We start from the raw sequence: 18,169 nt of genomic DNA, 5'->3' as shown, positions 1-18,169 counted from the left end.
GAGCGGGTTTGCTCCCACAGTTGATCTGCTTTCTTAGCTAAGTATCTCAAGCCATTGAATTTAAACAATAAAAAACGGCGCTCACGGGGCGCCGTTTTTTTGTCCGCAGTGAACACCTTACTCAGTAGTAGGCGTTTTCTTTCTGCGTGTGGTCGGTCACGTCACGTACACCCTTGAGCTCTGGAATACGCTCCAGCAGGGTCCGCTCGATGCCTTCGCGCAGGGTCACGTCCGCCTGGCCGCAGCCTTGGCAGCCGCCGCCAAACTTGAGCACGGCAATGCCGTCATCCACCACGTCGATCAGGCTGACCTGACCGCCGTGGCTGGCCAGGCCCGGGTTGATCTCGGTTTGCAGGTAGTAGTTGATGCGCTCGTTCACCGGACTGTCGGCGTTGACGTTCGGCACCTTGGCATTCGGCGCCTTGATGGTCAGTTGGCCGCCCATGCGATCGGTGGCGTAGTCGACCACGGCGTCGTCGAGGAAGGCTTCGCTGAAGGCGTCGATGTACGCGGTGAAGCTTTTCAGCCCCAAGGCGGTGTCTTCAGGCTTCTCTTCCCCTGGCTTGCAGTAGGCAATGCAAGTCTCGGCGTATTGGGTGCCGGGTTGGGTGATAAAGACGCGAATACCGATACCTGGGGTGTTCTGCTTGGACAGCAGGTCAGCCAGGTAATCGTGGGCGGCGTCGGTAATGGTTATGGCAGTCATGGAAACTCCTCACAGGCTTGCCGGCAGTTTACGCCAAATCATTACAGAGGTACAAAGTCCTAGTATTTTTGTCGGGAAAGAGCTGCGGGATCATCAATGCCAAACCAACGCTTAAGCGTGCGATAGGTCGGCTTTTCCAGCCATTGGTAGCTCGCAAAGGCGCAAAGCGCCGTTAATACGATGCAAACAGGCAGCATCGCATAGGGATCTATTCCCGTACGCTTGACCACCCACAGGCCAGCGCACAGAGCCAGCACGTGGATCAGATACACCGAGTAAGAGCAGTCCCCCATCAGCTTCAACACGCGTGAGCCTTGGAAGTAAGGCTCCAGTGCCACGCAACTGATGACCAGGATCGCGCTGGGCACGCCCCATTCAAACGCACGGGGCAGATCCGCCCCGCGATAAAACGCCATTGATGCCGCCACAATCCCCAACAACGGCACCCACGCCCTGGCCCGACACAGGCCGCGGCGATACAGCATGCCGATAACCATGCCCATCAGAAACTCCAGGACAATATCATTGCTGTAAAAACCGTCGGCCAAGTCAAGGGCGGGAGCGATGAGGCAGCACACCAGGTACAACAGCACGGCCACCACCCACAACCGATAGTCCCCACGAACCCACAAGGCGACGGCGAACAGGCCATAGAACAGCATTTCGAAGTTCAGGGTCCAGCCGACATCCAGCAGCGGATAGACGCCGTAGCCTGCCGGGTGCTGGGCAGGGATAAAGAGCATCGACAGGAGCACATGGCCCAGCGCGAGTTGAACATCGGGAAACATCGACGGCACAGCCAGGGTCAGGAGGGCCAGCAGCAAGGTATAGAACCAGTACGCCGGAGCGATCCGTGCCACGCGCATGAGCATGAAGCGCCGAGGTGTCAGGGCGTTGTCTGCGGTCGCAAGGAATATCACCAGGCCGCTGATGACAAAGAACACATCCACCCCTGCGCCGCCTTTTTCGACGAACAGATACTCCAGCGCGTTGTGCACCTCAAAGTTGAAAAACAGCTGCATGACATGGTGACCCACCACCAGCCATGCAGCCAAGGCGCGGAGAAACTGCACTGAAATCAACATTATCGGAGTACCTTTTCGAGCGCCGCGCACTGGATATCCGACTGCTTCAACTTCCGCCTGGAGAGATGACTGGATCAATGAGCGTCGTTATAGGTTCTCATAGCGGTTCATGTCCAATACCCCCTCTTCCACGGGCGCGACTTCGTGGAGGTACTGCGACAGATCGTGGAAGTATTGCCAGAACAACGGATGACTGCGCCGCACGCCCCAGCGGTCGACGATCTTTTCGAAACGATCGGCATCTTTGGCCCGCTCCATTTCAGCCACGAACTCGGGCACTTCCTGGGCGGGTATATTGAACATGAAGTTCGGGTAACTGCTTAGTACGCCGGGGTAAAGGGTCAAGGTGTCGAGTCTCGGCTGGTAGCGATAGGCTTCGCCCAGCAAAAACGCGACATTACTGTGGGCGCGGTTGCGCAGCAGGCTGTAGATCTCGCGCTTGCCGCTGGCAGTTTGAATGCGCAACATCGTGGCTTCGGGCAATTGATCGATCACCTTGAGCCCGGCGGCCGGGCGTGAGGTCAAGCGGCTCAACGCCTGCTCCGCATCCTGCAAGACCGGATCAATACCGCTGCGCGAGCAATACGCACTCACACAACGGTTAAATGGGTCCGGGCTGGCGTTCAAGCTGGCATAACGGGTCAACAATTGGTTGGCGAAATCGCGCTTCGGGTCGTTTTGGTTCAGGTGCAAACCCGTGGGTTTTTCATCATCAATGGCCTCATAGTCCAGCCAGAGCTTGATCTTGCCGCTGTTCTGGTACCAGTCGTCGAGGAAGTCTTCACGGGTATCGGCGGGCATCAGGCGCAGGAAGTTCTGCTCGGCGCCGTTACGGATCAGGTCGAAGTACAACCGGGTCTGGGCCTGGTGCGAGACATTGCCGAACACGTCGAAATTCACCGCCAATTGGTAGTACGTACGCTCCAGCAGCGGATAGTCGAACAACCACATCGTCTGCGGCACATCGCCGATCAGGCCTTTGGTCACCGAGGCGCTGTCGAAGTGGCGGAAAATGCTCAGCAAGGCATCGTCATTGCCCGCCCACAGGCTCGACCAGCTTGGCGGCGGCAGGTCAGCATAGCTGTCACGGCGCAGGGCCTCGTATTCATTGCGTTTATCGCGGTAGGCCCGCCACAGGCTGAGCACGCTGCCCACATCGTCATTCTGTCCCGGCATGGCCAGTAATGGCGTGGCCTGGCCGCGATAGCGCGCATCGGTGATGTAGAGGTCGTGGTCCGGGTCTTGGAACAGGGTCCAGAAGTTATCGCGGATCACATCCGTGGCAATCTGCCCGCGGCACACCGGCCCACGAATGAAAGTGCGTACGAAGTATTCGGCGTTATCCAGCATGAACTGGTAACGCGCCTTGGCGGGGATGGCCTCGAAGGTTTCGAATGGATTGGCGCGACGGGCTGGGCCGTAGCCCGGCAAGGCGCTGACCTGCCAGTCGCCGGCGTAGAACAGCGCCTTGATGCGCGCCATTTTCACAGCACTGAAGGGGTAAGTGATGTGGGTTTTGTGCACGATCACGCCCTGCACTGGCCACAGGCGGTAATACACCTGGGTACCAGGGTCATCGTTAGGGCGACGGGTAGTGATCAGATCAATCGGCTGCCCGCTCGGGGTGCGCGACCGCACCCACTGGAAGAAATGCCCCGGCTCGCCATTCTCGAAGTAAATATGCGCCAGGTACAAATGCTCAAATAACCAGCGTGCCACCAAGCTTTCGCGGGCGCCTGGCTTGTTGAACAGGTTCTCCCACTGCTGCACCTGCACGGCTTCGCTGGCAATCGGCGCCAGGCTTTGTTCATCTATAGGCGCGCCGGACGCGAGCCAGCGTTGCAGCGTCTGGTACTGCTGCTCGGTCAGGCCGGTGACGGCGAGTGGCATGCCTTCCTTGGGGTGGGCGCCGGCGTAGGCGTTGAATTCGCCGGGTATTGCGCACATGTTCGCGCGGTTCAGGCCCAGGACGATGCCTTCAGGCAACTTGGCATTGGGTGCCAGTGCAGCGTTGTGCCCCAATTCGAGCATGCGCGCCATCAATGCAGCCTGGCTGCCCTGCGCGTCCAACACCGAGTAAAAGCCCTTCTGCTGCCAGGCCGCCTTGCCAGAAGCATCTATAAACAGGCGGGTGGTCGGCGCCGCCTGGCTGCGCTCGCCATCATACACCGGCATTTTGCTCGCACCGCGCACCGCGCCTTCGGCACTGCCCAGGTTGAGCTGGCAGGCGGAGTCGTAGCAGGCATGACAGGCCACGCATTTCTCGGTGAAGATCGGTTGAATGTCGCGGGTATACGAAATCGCCGGGGCGGATCCGTCGGCCTGAGCAGTGCAGGTAACCAGTGCCAGGACGGCGCTGGCGATGAGGCGAAATGACATGGATCCGGTCCCGATTCAATGCGTGCGGCGAAAAGTGCCGGTGATTCTACCGGGCCATGCCCCCAGCCAACATGAACGATATTCATGTAAAACCCGTACATGCTCCAAATCGGCACAGGTTTGCTATGATTCACGCCCTCCGAAATGCCTGACCAGAGTAGTCCCATGTCCGATCGTAGCGCTCGTCTGCAAGCCCTTCACCAAGCCCTCAAGGACCGCATCCTGATCCTCGACGGCGGTATGGGCACGATGATCCAGAGCTACAAGCTTGAAGAACAGGACTACCGTGGCAAACGCTTCGCCGACTGGCCAAGTGACGTCAAGGGAAACAACGACTTGCTGGTGCTCACCCGTCCGGACGTGATCGGCGGTATTGAAAAGGCCTACCTGGATGCCGGTGCCGACATCCTCGAAACCAACACCTTCAATGCCACCCGCGTTTCCATGGCCGATTACGGCATGGAAGAACTGGCCTACGAGCTCAACGTAGAAGGCGCACGCCTGGCGCGCAAGGTCGCTGACGCCAAGACCCTGGAGACACCCGCCAAGCCGCGTTTCGTTGCTGGCGTGCTCGGCCCGACCAGCCGTACCTGCTCGCTGTCGCCCGACGTGAACAACCCCGGCTACCGCAACGTGACCTTTGATGAACTGGTGGAAAACTACACCGAAGCCACCAAAGGCCTGATCGAAGGCGGCGCTGACCTGATCCTGATCGAAACCATCTTCGACACCCTCAACGCCAAGGCGGCGATCTTCGCCGTGCAGGGTGTGTTTGAAGAGCTGAATATCGAACTGCCGATCATGATCTCCGGCACCATCACCGACGCCTCCGGCCGCACGCTGTCGGGCCAGACCACTGAAGCGTTCTGGAACTCCGTCAGCCACGCCAAGCCGATTTCCGTGGGCCTCAACTGCGCCCTGGGCGCCAGCGAACTGCGCCCGTACCTGGAAGAATTGTCGAATAAAGCCAGCACCCATGTGTCCGCGCACCCCAATGCTGGCCTGCCCAACGAATTCGGCGAGTACGATGAACTGCCATCGGAAACCGCCAAGGTTATCGAGGAGTTTGCCCAGAGCGGCTTCCTGAACATCGTCGGCGGCTGCTGCGGCACCACGCCGGGTCATATCGAAGCCATCGCCAAGGCTGTGGCCGGTTATGCGCCGCGCCAGATCCCGGACATCCCCAAGGCCTGCCGCCTGTCGGGCCTGGAGCCCTTCACGATTGATCGCAGCTCATTGTTCGTCAACGTCGGCGAGCGCACCAACATCACCGGCTCCGCGCGTTTCGCGCGCCTGATCCGTGAAGACAACTACACCGAAGCCCTGGAAGTCGCCTTGCAGCAGGTGGAAGCCGGCGCCCAGGTGATCGATATCAACATGGACGAGGGCATGCTCGATTCGAAGAAGGCCATGGTGACCTTCCTCAATCTGATTGCCGGCGAGCCGGACATCTCCCGCGTGCCGATCATGATCGACTCCTCCAAGTGGGAAGTGATCGAGGCCGGCCTGAAGTGCATCCAGGGCAAGGGCATCGTCAACTCCATCAGCATGAAGGAAGGCGTCGAGCAGTTCATTCACCACGCCAAGCTGTGCAAGCGCTATGGCGCCGCCGTGGTGGTGATGGCGTTTGACGAAGCCGGCCAGGCCGACACCGAAGCGCGCAAGAAAGAGATCTGCAAACGCTCCTACGACATCCTGGTGAATGAAGTCGGCTTCCCGCCGGAAGACATCATCTTCGACCCGAACATTTTCGCGGTCGCCACCGGTATCGAAGAGCACAACAACTACGCCGTCGACTTTATCAACGCCTGTGCCTATATCCGTGACGAACTGCCGTATGCGCTGACCTCCGGCGGCGTGTCCAACGTGTCGTTCTCGTTTCGTGGCAACAACCCGGTGCGTGAGGCAATCCACTCGGTGTTCCTGCTGTACGCGATCCGCAACGGCCTGACCATGGGTATCGTCAACGCCGGCCAGTTGGAGATCTACGACCAGATCCCGGCCGAGCTGCGTGACGCCGTGGAAGACGTGGTGCTCAACCGCACCCCGGAAGGCACCGACGCCCTCCTCGCCATCGCCGACAAGTACAAAGGCGACGGCAGCGTCAAGGAAGCCGAGACCGAAGAATGGCGCGGCTGGCCGGTCAACAAACGTCTGGAACATGCGCTGGTCAAGGGCATCACCACCCACATCGTCGACGACACCGAGGAATCCCGGCAGTCATTCGCGCGCCCGATCGAAGTGATCGAAGGCCCGTTGATGTCCGGCATGAACATCGTTGGCGACCTGTTCGGCGCCGGCAAAATGTTCCTGCCCCAGGTGGTGAAGTCCGCCCGTGTGATGAAGCAGGCCGTGGCCCACTTGATTCCGTTCATCGAACTGGAAAAAGGCGACAAGCCGGAAGCCAAGGGCAAGATCCTGATGGCCACTGTGAAAGGCGACGTGCACGACATCGGCAAGAACATCGTCGGCGTGGTGCTGGGGTGCAACGGCTATGACATCGTCGACCTCGGCGTGATGGTGCCGGCGGAGAAGATCCTGCAGGTGGCCAAGGAGCAGAAGTGCGACATCATCGGGCTGTCCGGCCTGATCACCCCGTCCCTGGACGAGATGGTGCATGTCGCCCGTGAGATGCAGCGCCAGGACTTCCACCTGCCCTTGATGATCGGTGGCGCCACCACGTCCAAGGCGCACACGGCGGTAAAAATCGAGCCCAAGTACAGCAACGATGCGGTGATCTACGTGACCGACGCCTCGCGCGCCGTGGGCGTGGCCACGCAATTGCTGTCCAAGGAACTCAAGGCCGGTTTCGTCGAGAAAACCCGCCTGGAATACATCGACGTGCGCGAACGGACCTCCAACCGTAGCGCCCGCACCGAACGCCTGAGCTACCCGGCCGCCATCGCGAAGAAGCCGCAGTTCGACTGGAGCAGCTACACGCCGGTGGTGCCGACCTTTACCGGCGCCAAGGTGCTGGACAATATCGACCTCAAGGTGCTGGCCGAGTACATCGACTGGACACCGTTCTTTATCTCCTGGGACCTGGCCGGCAAATTCCCACGCATCCTTACCGATGAAGTCGTGGGTGAAGCGGCCACCGCGCTGTACGCCGACGCCCAGGAAATGCTCGCCAAGCTGATCGACGAAAAACTCATCAGCGCCCGCGCGGTATTCGGTTTCTGGCCGACCAACCAGGTGCAGGACGATGACCTGGAAGTCTACGGCGACGACGGCCAACCGATCGCGAAGCTGCACCACCTGCGCCAGCAGATCATCAAGACTGACGGCAAGCCGAATTTCTCCCTGGCCGACTTCGTGGCACCCAAAGACAGCGGTGTAACCGACTACATCGGTGGTTTCATCACCACCGCCGGCATCGGTGCCGAAGAAGTCGCCAAGGCCTATCAGGACGCTGGCGACGACTACAACTCAATCATGGTCAAGGCCCTGGCCGACCGCCTGGCCGAAGCCTGCGCCGAGTGGCTGCACCAGCAAGTCCGTAAGGACTACTGGGGTTACGCCAGGGACGAGCAACTGGATAACGAAGCGCTGATCAAGGAGCAATACAGCGGTATCCGCCCTGCCCCGGGCTACCCGGCGTGCCCGGATCACACCGAAAAAGCCCAACTGTTCCAACTGCTCGATCCCGAGGCCCGCGAAATGCAGGCCGGGCGTAGTGGCGTATTCCTCACCGAGCACTACGCGATGTTTCCGGCGGCGGCCGTCAGCGGCTGGTACTTCGCCCATCCGCAGGCGCAATACTTCGCTGTGGGCAAAGTCGACAAAGACCAGGTGGCGAGCTACACCGCCCGCAAAGGCCAGGACCTGGCCGTGACCGAGCGTTGGCTGGCGCCGAACCTGGGTTACGACAACTAATTGACCGCCCCCCAGGTTCTGTAGTAGCGGGCTTTCCCCGCGCGGGGCAAGCCCGTTCACTACACATCAAAACATCGTCAGCTATGCTGTCCCTCACACACCTTGTGTCGAGGGATTTATGGACGATCCAGTCAACAACAAGCCCCCTACTTTCTGGCAGATGCTGCACAGCGTCTTGGCGGCCGCCTTTGGCGTGCAGAGTGGCAAGAACCGCGCCCGCGACTTTACCCACGGCAAACCCAGCCACTTTGTGCTGCTGGGCATTCTGTTCACAGCGGTGTTTGCCTTGGCGTTGTTCGGCATCGTCAAGCTGGTGCTGCTGCTGGCCGGGGTCTAGCGCAGCAGCAGTTGCAAGCTGAAGGGATAACGGTAGGACGCCGGCTTGCCGACGGCAGACAGCGCACGAAAGTCAACGAGCGCAGTAGCGCCCAGTAAGCGCTGCGCCTGGGCGGCGTCAATCAGCTGGAATAACGCTTCCTGGCGATCACGTCCGCCGAAGGTGCCAATGTCCACACCCTTGGCATCATCATGAATCAACACCATCGCCCACCCGCCCAGGGTGAAATGCCCGGCGACCAGCGTACTCAGCCGATCGTCCAACCGCGCCTGCAAGATCTCCGGCGAACTGTTGGCCGCACTGAACAACACGTGCTTGCCAGGCATTTGCCCGCTGCCCTGCAGCGCCTGCATCGCACCCAGTGCCATCTCATCGTTGGCCGACCACACCAGCGCCGTCTTCGGGTAGCGCTTGAACAGTTGCGTGGCTTGCTCGAACGCGCGCTGACGGCTCCATTCGCCATAGACCAACTGGCGCAGCCGCACCTCGGGGTGCTCGGCCAGGGCGCGATGCAGGCCCTGTTCACGCAGCTGCGCGGCCGGGGTGTTCTTGACGCCGGAGAAGGCCAACAAATCAATGCTCTCGCCAGGCGCGACAGGGCCGTGCTGGCGCAGTAGATCGCTGAACATCAGGTACCCGGCCTGCTCGTCGTCGGGAACGATGCTGCCGAGCCAATCGACGTCGTGGCCGAGCATTTGCACTTGGTCGGCAGTCAGCGCGTTATTCACGATCAGCAGCTTGACCCCACTGCCCTGGGCCATGCGCAGAATCTGTGGGGCAACGTATTGTTCATTCACCAGCACCAGGTAATCCGGCCGCTCGTTGCCTTGCAGCGCCTCACGGGCCTGGATCAGGGTGATTTGGGTATCGCGCTCGGAATAGCGCACGCGTAAATGCAGGCCGAGGTCCTTGGCACCGGCCTGCATGAATTGCGCGTAGCTGACCCAGAAGGTTTCCGTCGACATGCCCGGGTTGAGAAACACCACCGACGTGGCATGGGCCGTTGCCCCATACGCCGACCCCATCAACCAGACACACGCAATCAACACCTTCAACATGGTTATCAAACCTTGAATATTGACCGCCACAATAGTGGCAATGCGACAGTCAATCGAAGCCGTTTACTGGTGGCTCACCCAGAATACGGCAGTTCCCACCACCAGTATGATCAAAAACAGAATGGCCCAGGCATCAACGGTACTGTCGGGTTTACGGGCTTTTGTAGGATTGCTCATCGCATCGCCTCTTGTCGGTTTTATAGGTGATTGCTAGGGGGCGTTCTCATCGATTTTCCCCGCGGTGCCGGGTCTGCTGCTGTGCAGGGCAAGGCGCGAGAAGCATAGTTTGGTCATTCCAAATAAGCTTCGAGCAACGCAGCCCTGCACAGCGGCGGGGAAAATCGATGAGAACGCCCCCTAAACATGCTCACAGTAAAGTTGACGATTGCCCGCATGACAAATGTGGGTATCGCGATAACGGCTCTCATTAGGCAATTTGGTTATTTGCATATACTCAAACATCACTTTTGCGCATAAACGCAAACTGGTATCGTGCGCCGGCTCCGTTGGGAGTGCGCGGCCGTGCGCGCAGATTTGCCGAGAACAGGACCTATATGTACGTATACGACGAATACGATCAGCGCATCATCGAGGACCGCGTCAAGCAGTTCCGTGATCAGACCCGACGCTACTTAGCAGGTGAACTGAGCGAAGAAGAGTTCCGCCCTCTGCGCCTGCAAAATGGCCTTTATGTGCAGCGCTTTGCGCCGATGCTGAGGGTGGCCGTGCCCTATGGCCAACTGACGTCACGCCAGACGCGCATGATGGCCAAGATTGCCCGCGACTTCGACAAAGGCTACGCCCACATCAGTACCCGCCAGAACGTCCAGTTCAACTGGCCGGCACTGGAAGATGTGCCGGACATCCTGGCTGAATTGGCGACCGTGCAAATGCACGCGATTCAGACCAGCGGTAACTGCCTGCGTAACGTGACCACCGACCAATTCGCCGGCGTGGCCGCTGACGAACTGATCGATCCACGCCCTTGGTGCGAAATCGTCCGTCAGTGGACCACCTTCCACCCGGAATTCGCCTACTTGCCACGCAAGTTCAAGATCGCCATCAATGGCTCGACCTCGGACCGCGCGGCCATCGAAGTGCACGATATCGGCCTGGAGCCAGTGCACAACGCGGCCGGCGAACTGGGCTTCCGCGTACTGGTGGGTGGTGGCCTTGGCCGGACCCCGGTAGTCGGCGCCTTCATCAACGAGTTCCTGCCGTGGCAGGACCTGTTGAGCTACCTCGACGCGATCCTGCGGGTCTACAACCGCTATGGCCGTCGTGACAACAAATACAAGGCCCGGATCAAGATCCTGGTCAAGGCGCTGACCCCTGAGGTGTTTGCCCAGAAAGTCGACGCTGAAATGGAACACCTGCGCGGCGGCCAGACCACCCTGACCGAAGCCGAAGTGCACCGCGTGGCCAAACACTTCGTTGATCCCGAGTACAAGGCCCTGACCAATCAGGACGCCGAGCTCGCGGCACTCGACCAGCAGCACCCAGGTTTCGCCCGTTGGCGTACCCGCAACACCCTGGCGCACAAGAAGCCGGGTTATGTCGCGGTGACCCTGTCGCTGAAACCTACCGGCGTTGCTCCGGGCGATATCACCGACAAGCAGCTGGACGCCGTCGCCGACCTGGCCGAGCGCTACAGCTTTGGCCAACTGCGCACCTCCCACGAGCAGAACATCATTCTCGCGGACGTTGAGCAGAGCCAATTGTTTATCCTGTGGGGTGAGCTGCGCGAAGGCGGTTTCGCCACGCCGAACATCGGCCTGCTGACCGACATCATCTGCTGCCCGGGTGGCGATTTCTGCTCCCTGGCCAACGCCAAGTCGATCCCGATTGCCGAATCGATCCAGCGTCGCTTCGAAGACCTGGACTACCTGTTCGACATCGGCGAGCTGGACCTGAACATCTCCGGCTGCATGAATGCCTGTGGTCACCACCACGTCGGCCACATCGGCATCCTGGGCGTGGACAAGAAAGGCGAAGAATTCTACCAAGTGTCCCTGGGTGGCAGCGCCAGCCGCGATGCGAGCCTGGGCAAGATCCTCGGCCCGTCTTTCGCCCAGGAAGCCATGCCCGAGGTGATCGGCAAACTGATCGATGTGTACATCGAACAGCGCACCGAAGATGAGCGTTTTATCGACACCTACCAGCGCATCGGCATTGACCTGTTCAAGGAGCGCGTCTATGCAGCGAATCATTAAGAACAACGAAGTCCTCGACGAAACCTGGCACCTGCTGCCCAAGGACGCGAGCTTCGACGGCATCTCCAATTGCGACGACCTGATCGTGCCGTTGGCGCTGTGGCGCGAACACGGCCACGCCCTAAAGGCCCGCGACGGCGGCCTGGGTGTGTGGCTGGACGCCGATGAAGAAGCCGAAGAGATCGGCGACGACGTGGAACACTTCCAAGTCATCGCCCTGAACTTCCCGGCCTTCACCGACGGTCGCAACTACTCCAACGCGCGCCTGTTGCGTGACCGTTACGGTTACAAGGGCGAGTTGCGCGCCATTGGCGACGTACTGCGCGACCAGTTGTTCTACTTGCGCCGCTGCGGGTTCGATGCCTTCGCCCTGCGCGCCGACAAAGATCCGTACGAAGCGCTGGAAAGCCTCAAGGACTTCTCCGTGACGTACCAGGCTGCAACGGATGAACCGTTGCCGTTGTTTCGTCGTCGCTGAGTCTTAGCGAAAGAAGAAGCCCTGGCATGCCAGGGCTTTTTTATGGATTGTGCTTAATCGACGCCAGCACCTGCTTCTGCCCCATCGAACATGGCACCCCTTCCGGCTGCGCCCGCACCGCTTCGATCACGCCCAGCAACTGCGCCTTGCTGTGGGCCAGTTGCGCCTGCATCGCTTCGATCTGTGCCACTTTGCGCTCCAGCGCGTCGACCAATTCCTCACGCTTGTGCTCCCCCGGCGCCGGCATTAGCGCTTTGAGTTCCTGCAAGCTGAACCCGGCCTGCTGCGCACTCTGGATCAGTTGAAGAGTCTGCAACGCTTGCGGTGCATAGCGCCGATAGCCGTTGGCCTGGCGCCCCACTTGGCTGATCAGCCCTTCGGCTTCATAAAAGCGGATACGCGACGCCGCCAGCCCGCTCTGTTTTGCCAGCTCACCAATATTCATCGCCACGCCCTGCTTGACATTAAAGTTAACTTTAAGCTTAGCCTGAGGCCTCCCCCGTTCAGGAGTCAACCCATGTCCCCCTTTGAAGCCCTGCAACTGCCCAATGGCCAAGTTCTTTCCAATCGTATCGCCAAGGCGGCGATGGAAGAGAACATGGCGGATACTCGGCAAGCGCCTTCGCGCGAATTGAAGCAGCTGTACAAAGCCTGGGCAGACGGCGAACCGGGCCTGTTGATTACCGGCAACGTGATGATCGACCGCCGCGCTATGACCGGCCCCGGCGGCGTGGCCCTTGAAAACGAGCAGCAACTGGCAAGCTTTCGCGAATGGGCCGATGTGGCTCGGGGCAAGAACGTGCACTTCTGGGTTCAACTCAGCCATCCGGGACGCCAGACTCCAGCCAACCTGCGCCAGCAAGCCGTGGCACCCTCCGCCGTCCCGCTCGACCTGGGCGGTTTCTCGAAGATGTTTGCCAAACCCAAGGCTATGACCGAGGACCACATCCAGGACGTGATCCAGCGTTTCGCCACCAGCGCGCGGCTGGCCGAGAAAGCAGGATTTACCGGGGTGCAAATCCATGGGGCCCATGGCTATTTGCTGAGCCAATTTCTCTCGCCGCTTAGCAACAGGCGCACCGACCATTGGGGCGGCTCTCTGGAGAACCGCGCTCGCCTGCTGCTGGAAGTGATCCGCGCGGTGCGTGCCAGCGTCAGTCCTGGGTTTTGTGTGGCAGTCAAACTCAACTCCGCCGACTTCCAGCGCGGCGGGTTCGAAGAGCGCGAGGCGCGCGCCGTGGTCGAGATGCTCAACCCGCTGCCCATCGACCTGCTGGAGTTGTCCGGTGGCAGCTACGAAGCCCCAGCCATGCAAGGCGAGGCGCGAGACGGCCGCACCCTGGCCCGTGAGGCGTACTTCCTGGAGATGGCCACCGAGCTTGCAACCGTCGCCACCATGCCGGTGATGGTCACCGGCGGCATTCGCCGCTTACCCATCGTGCAGCAAGTGCTGGACAGTGGCATCGCCATGGCTGGCATTGCCACGGCCCTGACATTGGAGCCGCAACTGATCCGGCGCTGGCGCGAAGGCCGCGACCACGACCCGCAACTCAAGCCAATCGACTGGAAGCGCAAACCCCTTGCGTCCCTGGCCACTCTCGCCGTGGTGCGTTTCCAGATGCACCGGCTAAGCCGCGGCCATTTACCCAAGGCCAAGGTCGCTCCGTGCGTCGCGCTGCTACGTGACCAATGGTTCATCGCCCGGCGCACACGGCAATACCGCGCGACCATGACGCAATCTTCACATTAAAGGCGGAGCATTCGCCGTGATCGAACTGTCCCCTATTGATCAGCAGTTTTTAACCTCCCTGACGATTGGAGTTCTCCATGGCGAAAATCAACCTGGCCCAGCAATTGGCGAGCACCCTTGAACAGGCGGGCGTCAAGCGCATCTGGGGCCTGACCGGCGACAGCCTCAACGGCCTCACCGACGCCCTGCGCAGCATGGACAGCATCGAGTGGATGCACGTGCGCCACGAAGAAGTGGCCGCGTTCGCCGCCGGTGCCGAAGCCGCGGCCACGGGTGAGCTGACGGTCTGCGCCGGCAGCTGCGGGCCGGGCAACCTGCACTTGATCAATGGCCTGTTTGACTGCCATCGCAACCATGTGCCGGTACTGGCGATTGCCGCGCAGATTCCGTCTTCGGAGATCGGCCTTAACTACTTCCAGGAAACCCATCCTCAGGAACTGTTCAAGGAATGCAGCCACTTCATCGAGCTGGTGACCAACCCCGAGCAGATGCCCCATGTGCTGCACCGCGCCATGCGCTCGGCGATCCTCAATCGCGGCGTCGCGGTGGTGGTGATTCCGGGCGACGTCTCGCTGCTGGAAGTGGAAGACAAGCTCAAGCCCTGGCCCGCTCTGCACGCGCCGCGCACCTTGCCAGCTGAACAAGACCTGCAACGCCTTACCGAAATCCTTGAAAGCAGCCATAAAACCACCCTGCTCTGCGGCAGCGGCTGTGCCGGTGCACATGACCAAGTGGTCGCCCTGGCCGACGCACTTGGCGCTCCGGTGGTGCATGCGCTACGCGGCAAGGAGCACGTGGAGTGGGACAATCCGTTCGACGTGGGCATGACCGGCCTGATCGGCTTCAGCTCCGGTTACCACGCCATGCTCGACTGCGACACCTTGATCATGCTCGGCACCGACTTTCCGTACCGTCAGTTCTACCCGACTGACGCGAAGATCATCCAGGTTGACCGCAACCCGCAGGCGTTGGGCCGTCGTGCCACGCTGGACTTGGGCATCGCCGCCGACGTCAGTGAAACCATTGGCGCGTTGCTACCGCGCCTGACACGCAAGACCGATCGCAGCTTTCTCGAAGCGTCTTTGAAGCACTACGAAAAGGCCCGCCAAGGGCTGGACGATCTTGCTCAACCGTCGAAAGCCGATCGACCAATCCACCCGCAGTACGTGGCGCGCCTGCTCAGCGAGCTGGCTGATGATGATGCGATCTTCACCGCCGACGTCGGCTCGCCCACCGTCTGGGCAGCACGCTATTTGAAGATGAACGGCAAACGCCGGCTGATCGGTTCGTTCAACCACGGTTCGATGGCCAATGCCATGCCCCAGGCCATTGGTGCGCAGGCAGCCTTCCCGAATCGCCAGGTGATCTCGATGTCCGGTGACGGTGGATTCGCCATGTTGATGGGGGATTTCATCTCGCTGGCGCAGTTGAAGCTGCCAGTGAAAGTCATCGTGTTCGATAACTCGTCGCTGGGGTTTGTCGCCATGGAAATGAAAGCATCGGGTTACCTGGATGCTGGCACCGAGCTGAAAAACCCGGACTTCGCCGCCATGTCCAATGCCATGGGCATCCTCGGCATTCGGGTGGAACACTCCGAGGACCTGGAGCCGGCCCTGCGCCGCGCCTTGGCCCATGACGGCCCGGTGCTGGTGGACGTGATCACCGCGACCCAGGAGTTGGTGATGCCGCCGACGATCAAGCTGGAACAGGCCAAGGGGTTCAGCCTGTATATGCTTAAGGCGGTGATGAGTGGGCGTGGCGATGAAGTGATCGAGCTGGCGCGCACCAACTGGCTACGCTGAACCCAATGTGGGAGCGAGCAAGCCCGCTCCCACATTCTGATCTCATTGCCAAATCAAGCGTGCTGTTTTTCCACCCACTTGCCGTAGGCATCAATGAACGCTTGCAGAAACGGCTTGGTCTTTTCCGAGACCTTGCCTGCGTCATCGAACACGCTCCCCGCCCCCCCCAAGTAGGCTTCCGGCTGCTGCATGCACCACACATCGAGGAACACCAGGGATTGGCGCAGATGATGGTTGGCGCCAAAGCCACCAATGGCCCCCGGCGACACGCTGATGATCGCACCCGGCTTGCCACTCCAGGCACTCTGCCCGTACGGCCGGGAACCCACGTCGATGGCATTCTTCAACGGAGCGGGCACGGAACGGTTGTATTCCGGGGTCACGAACAGCACCGCGTCGGATGAGCTCACCTGTTGGCGGAAAGTGCTGTAGGCTGCGGGCGGTGCAGCGCCGTCGATGTCTTCGTTGTAGAGCGGCAAATCGCCAATTTCCACAATGTTCAACCTAAGGTTGGCAGGGGCCAGTTCGGCCAATGCCAAGGCAACCTTGCGGTTAATCGAGTCTTTTCTCAAGCTGCCAACCAGGACGGCTACCGTGTAGACCTTGCTCATTGGGGTTTCTCGACGTCTGACTAAAGGAACGTGTAGTTATAAAGTCTTCGCGGCGTGTTCACCAGAAGGTTTTGCTCATCCCCCGGACGTTTGCATCGCCCTACAACGTGTAGGAAGCGTCCAAAAAGATCAGCGAATAGTATTTTTATTCCGTAAGTAAACTACCCCGCTCCATAACGGTCTACAGAACCGCAAATCGAGTGTTTATCTCCAGAGGTTCTAAACAGATGGCAGCAGTACTAGTCGGACAGTTTCATGCCAGAGACGCAGAAGGACGCGTGTATTCGGTGCATGAGTTCCAGGAATCCAACCCGGCGCAAGGCGACCTGGCTGGCTCGGCACCTACCACCACCTACAAGCTGGCCATTGGCGACCGTGTAGAGAAACTGGAAGGCGACGAATTCAAGCTGATTCAGTCGGGCACCATTCTCGTGCGCGAATCGCAAACCACCCTCGCTTCATAAGATCTCGCCCTATCCACCTGCTCAGTCCTGGCCATTGATGGCATTGACTGGGCTGGGGTGATCACGGGCGGCGGATCTCCGTGACTTCAATGCCCTGCTCCCCCTCGACCTCTTTCAACGTCACCACTACCCGCCCACGCTCGCCTTCCACCGCAAACATCGAACGCTGGTAACCCGCCGAGTTGTAACCGGGATGCGCGACCACCTGCCTGACCAACTCAATGCCAAGGACTGCCCCCACCTGTTCGGCCACCTGTTCCTGGGAACGGATAAACGTTTCAAGTGCCAGCTTTTCCGGCGTGGTTTCGCTTTGGGTATTGAAGAGATAAGCAGCCACGCACCCTACGGTCACCAGAACCAGCAGTTGCTTGGCCGTTACCCCGAGGAATATCGAGGGTAGAGGCATTTGAGACCAGACCTGTTTTTGTTGTTAATGCCGGTAGCCGGCTGTGGTCGTTGATGATCAGCGTAGCCATTCTATTGAATACGCGGCGCGCTGCACATAGACTCCGGCGATGCGTTTACGTCATATCGAAGTGATTCAGGCCATCTTGCAGACCGGACACCCAGGCTTGGCCGCCGAGTGGTTGCAACTCCCCGTGGGCGACGTGGACGCGGCGCTCAAGGAAGCCGAGGCGCAACTGGGCTTTATGCTGTTCGCCAGCATCCGCGGGCGATTGCAGGCGACGCGGGAAACGCTGGAGCTGCAGGCAGAAATCGCCCATGTGTATGAGGCGCTGGAGCCGGTGCAACGCCTGGCCAGTCGCTTGAAACACCATCACGCCCCGACCCTCCGTGCCCTGTGCACGCCGCCCCTGGCCAACCAACTGTTACCGCACAGCATTGCGGTGCTGCGCCGACGTTTCCAGGACACACCTTGCAACCTGTCGAGCCAGCCGACACGGGAGATCGTCAGGAGCCTGCTGCTGCACGAGGCTGACGTCGGTTTAAGCCTGCATGACCCGGAACACCCACAGATCCACAGCACCGTACTGGCCCAGGGCAAGCTGCAATTGCTCGCGCCCCGTGGCTGGCTAAAGCCCAAGCAAAAGTACATCGCGTTGCAGGACCTGGCCGGGCAATCGATGATTGGCCTGGAGGGCCAGGACCCGCTCAGCCGCCAGTTGGACGCCAAGCTGCAAGCTTTGCGACCGCTGCCTGTGGTGCAGACGCGCGTACAGACCTATCAGATGATGCGCAGCATGGTGGAAGCGGGAGAAGGCTTGGCGGTGGTTGACCCGTTCACCGCGTTTGGCGCGCGTGAAGCCGGGCTGGATGCGTGCCCGGTGTCGCCGCCGATCATGGTCAACCTGTATGCGCTGACCCTCAAGGATGGCGTGACTTCCCCGGCGCTGAATGCACTGCTGGAGATCGTGACGCAGAAGGCTGAAGGCCTGTTGGTGGGCTAAG

At 60.2% G+C, this 18,169-nt stretch carries 15 protein-coding genes; 8 read left to right on the top strand and 7 right to left on the bottom strand.

Annotation, left to right across the window (positions count from 1 at the left end; all coding sequences use genetic code 11):
- Nucleotides 1-121: 121 nt before the first annotated feature.
- From nfuA to AACY30_RS20385, 3 genes are all read right to left on the bottom strand, one after another.
- Nucleotides 122-706 carry a Fe-S biogenesis protein NfuA gene (nfuA, locus tag AACY30_RS20395; protein ID WP_003190728.1) on the bottom strand — a complete coding sequence of 195 codons (585 nt, stop codon included), beginning with the start codon at nt 704-706 and terminating at the stop codon, nt 122-124.
- A 59-nt stretch (nt 707-765) separates the two neighbouring features.
- Nucleotides 766-1,791, bottom strand: a complete 1,026-nt coding sequence (locus AACY30_RS20390) for an acyltransferase family protein (protein WP_339541029.1) — start codon at nt 1,789-1,791, stop codon at nt 766-768.
- A gap of 87 nt (nt 1,792-1,878) precedes the next feature.
- Complete coding sequence (locus AACY30_RS20385; protein WP_339541028.1) at nt 1,879-4,170, bottom strand: fatty acid cis/trans isomerase; 2,292 nt, start codon at nt 4,168-4,170, stop codon at nt 1,879-1,881.
- Between the two features lie 165 nt (nt 4,171-4,335).
- On the opposite strand from AACY30_RS20385, the gene metH reads away from it, so the two are divergent.
- Nucleotides 4,336-8,046 carry a methionine synthase gene (gene metH / locus AACY30_RS20380; RefSeq protein WP_339470813.1) on the top strand — a complete coding sequence of 1,237 codons (3,711 nt, stop codon included), beginning with the start codon at nt 4,336-4,338 and terminating at the stop codon, nt 8,044-8,046.
- 118 nt (nt 8,047-8,164) lie between these two features.
- Nucleotides 8,165-8,383: a DUF2970 domain-containing protein gene (locus AACY30_RS20375; RefSeq protein WP_339418339.1), complete on the top strand. Its 219-nt coding sequence runs from the start codon at nt 8,165-8,167 to the stop codon at nt 8,381-8,383.
- Here the strand turns inward: AACY30_RS20375 and AACY30_RS20370 are convergent.
- The gene (locus tag AACY30_RS20370; RefSeq protein WP_339541027.1) at nt 8,380-9,441 is read right to left on the bottom strand and encodes an ABC transporter substrate-binding protein; all 1,062 of its coding nucleotides are present in this window, start codon (nt 9,439-9,441) and stop codon (nt 8,380-8,382) included. The genes AACY30_RS20375 and AACY30_RS20370 overlap by 4 nt on opposite strands.
- 554 nt (nt 9,442-9,995) lie before the next feature.
- Between AACY30_RS20370 and AACY30_RS20365 the strand changes: the two genes are divergently transcribed.
- Both AACY30_RS20365 and AACY30_RS20360 read left to right on the top strand, forming a co-directional pair.
- Nucleotides 9,996-11,654 (top strand): nitrite/sulfite reductase, encoded by a 1,659-nt coding sequence (locus AACY30_RS20365; RefSeq protein ID WP_339418337.1) that lies wholly within the window; start codon nt 9,996-9,998, stop codon nt 11,652-11,654.
- Entirely contained in the window at nt 11,638-12,132 is a 495-nt protein-coding gene (locus AACY30_RS20360) for a DUF934 domain-containing protein (RefSeq protein WP_048727764.1), read from the top strand. Before AACY30_RS20365 ends, AACY30_RS20360 begins: the two co-directional genes overlap by 17 nt.
- A gap of 40 nt (nt 12,133-12,172) precedes the next feature.
- On the opposite strand, the gene AACY30_RS20355 is transcribed toward AACY30_RS20360, so the two are convergent.
- On the bottom strand, nt 12,173-12,577 hold the full coding sequence (locus tag AACY30_RS20355; protein ID WP_339470811.1) for a MerR family transcriptional regulator: 405 nt from the start codon (nt 12,575-12,577) through the stop codon (nt 12,173-12,175).
- A 72-nt stretch (nt 12,578-12,649) separates the two neighbouring features.
- On the opposite strand from AACY30_RS20355, the gene AACY30_RS20350 reads away from it, so the two are divergent.
- Nucleotides 12,650-13,882 carry an NADH:flavin oxidoreductase/NADH oxidase family protein gene (locus AACY30_RS20350; RefSeq protein ID WP_339541026.1) on the top strand — a complete coding sequence of 411 codons (1,233 nt, stop codon included), beginning with the start codon at nt 12,650-12,652 and terminating at the stop codon, nt 13,880-13,882.
- A gap of 77 nt (nt 13,883-13,959) precedes the next feature.
- Nucleotides 13,960-15,684 carry a ubiquinone-dependent pyruvate dehydrogenase gene (gene poxB, locus AACY30_RS20345; protein WP_339541025.1) on the top strand — a complete coding sequence of 575 codons (1,725 nt, stop codon included), beginning with the start codon at nt 13,960-13,962 and terminating at the stop codon, nt 15,682-15,684.
- Between the two features lie 53 nt (nt 15,685-15,737).
- Here the strand turns inward: poxB and AACY30_RS20340 are convergent, their stop codons facing one another.
- Entirely contained in the window at nt 15,738-16,295 is a 558-nt protein-coding gene (locus AACY30_RS20340) for an NADPH-dependent FMN reductase (protein ID WP_339541024.1), read from the bottom strand.
- Between the two features lie 227 nt (nt 16,296-16,522).
- Here AACY30_RS20340 and AACY30_RS20335 point away from each other — a divergent pair, with 227 nt between their 5' ends.
- On the top strand, nt 16,523-16,759 hold the full coding sequence (locus AACY30_RS20335) for a hypothetical protein (RefSeq protein WP_016979714.1): 237 nt from the start codon (nt 16,523-16,525) through the stop codon (nt 16,757-16,759).
- Between the two features lie 61 nt (nt 16,760-16,820).
- Here AACY30_RS20335 and AACY30_RS20330 read toward each other — a convergent pair whose 3' ends face one another.
- Entirely contained in the window at nt 16,821-17,165 is a 345-nt protein-coding gene (locus AACY30_RS20330) for a hypothetical protein (protein ID WP_339541023.1), read from the bottom strand.
- Nucleotides 17,166-17,274: 109 nt separating this feature from the next.
- Between AACY30_RS20330 and AACY30_RS20325 the strand changes: the two genes are divergently transcribed.
- Nucleotides 17,275-18,168 carry a LysR substrate-binding domain-containing protein gene (locus AACY30_RS20325; protein ID WP_339418331.1) on the top strand — a complete coding sequence of 298 codons (894 nt, stop codon included), beginning with the start codon at nt 17,275-17,277 and terminating at the stop codon, nt 18,166-18,168.
- Nucleotide 18,169 lies beyond the last annotated feature (1 nt).

The organism is Pseudomonas sp. RA_5y_Pfl1_P24, from assembly GCF_963970945.1.
GTDB classification, from domain to species: Bacteria; Pseudomonadota; Gammaproteobacteria; order Pseudomonadales; family Pseudomonadaceae; genus Aquipseudomonas; species Aquipseudomonas tritici.
This window is presented reverse-complemented; position numbering and strand designations above follow the sequence as displayed.

Excerpts from the sequence above, each read along its gene's own strand:
- AACY30_RS20330 (WP_339541023.1), bottom strand. The coding sequence starts at position 17,165 with ATGCCTCTACCCTCGATATTCCTCGGGGTAACGGCCAAGCAACTGCTG.
- AACY30_RS20355 (WP_339470811.1), bottom strand. The coding sequence starts at position 12,577 with ATGAATATTGGTGAGCTGGCAAAACAGAGCGGGCTGGCGGCGTCGCGT.
- AACY30_RS20335 (WP_016979714.1), top strand. The coding sequence starts at position 16,523 with ATGGCAGCAGTACTAGTCGGACAGTTTCATGCCAGAGACGCAGAAGGA.
- AACY30_RS20350 (WP_339541026.1), top strand. The coding sequence starts at position 12,650 with ATGTCCCCCTTTGAAGCCCTGCAACTGCCCAATGGCCAAGTTCTTTCC.
- AACY30_RS20360 (WP_048727764.1), top strand. The coding sequence starts at position 11,638 with ATGCAGCGAATCATTAAGAACAACGAAGTCCTCGACGAAACCTGGCAC.
- AACY30_RS20390 (WP_339541029.1), bottom strand. The coding sequence starts at position 1,791 with ATGTTGATTTCAGTGCAGTTTCTCCGCGCCTTGGCTGCATGGCTGGTG.
- AACY30_RS20340 (WP_339541024.1), bottom strand. The coding sequence starts at position 16,295 with ATGAGCAAGGTCTACACGGTAGCCGTCCTGGTTGGCAGCTTGAGAAAA.
- AACY30_RS20385 (WP_339541028.1), bottom strand. The coding sequence starts at position 4,170 with ATGTCATTTCGCCTCATCGCCAGCGCCGTCCTGGCACTGGTTACCTGC.
- AACY30_RS20365 (WP_339418337.1), top strand. The coding sequence starts at position 9,996 with ATGTACGTATACGACGAATACGATCAGCGCATCATCGAGGACCGCGTC.
- metH (WP_339470813.1), top strand. The coding sequence starts at position 4,336 with ATGTCCGATCGTAGCGCTCGTCTGCAAGCCCTTCACCAAGCCCTCAAG.
- AACY30_RS20370 (WP_339541027.1), bottom strand. The coding sequence starts at position 9,441 with ATGTTGAAGGTGTTGATTGCGTGTGTCTGGTTGATGGGGTCGGCGTAT.
- AACY30_RS20325 (WP_339418331.1), top strand. The coding sequence starts at position 17,275 with ATGCGTTTACGTCATATCGAAGTGATTCAGGCCATCTTGCAGACCGGA.
- AACY30_RS20375 (WP_339418339.1), top strand. The coding sequence starts at position 8,165 with ATGGACGATCCAGTCAACAACAAGCCCCCTACTTTCTGGCAGATGCTG.
- poxB (WP_339541025.1), top strand. The coding sequence starts at position 13,960 with ATGGCGAAAATCAACCTGGCCCAGCAATTGGCGAGCACCCTTGAACAG.
- nfuA (WP_003190728.1), bottom strand. The coding sequence starts at position 706 with ATGACTGCCATAACCATTACCGACGCCGCCCACGATTACCTGGCTGAC.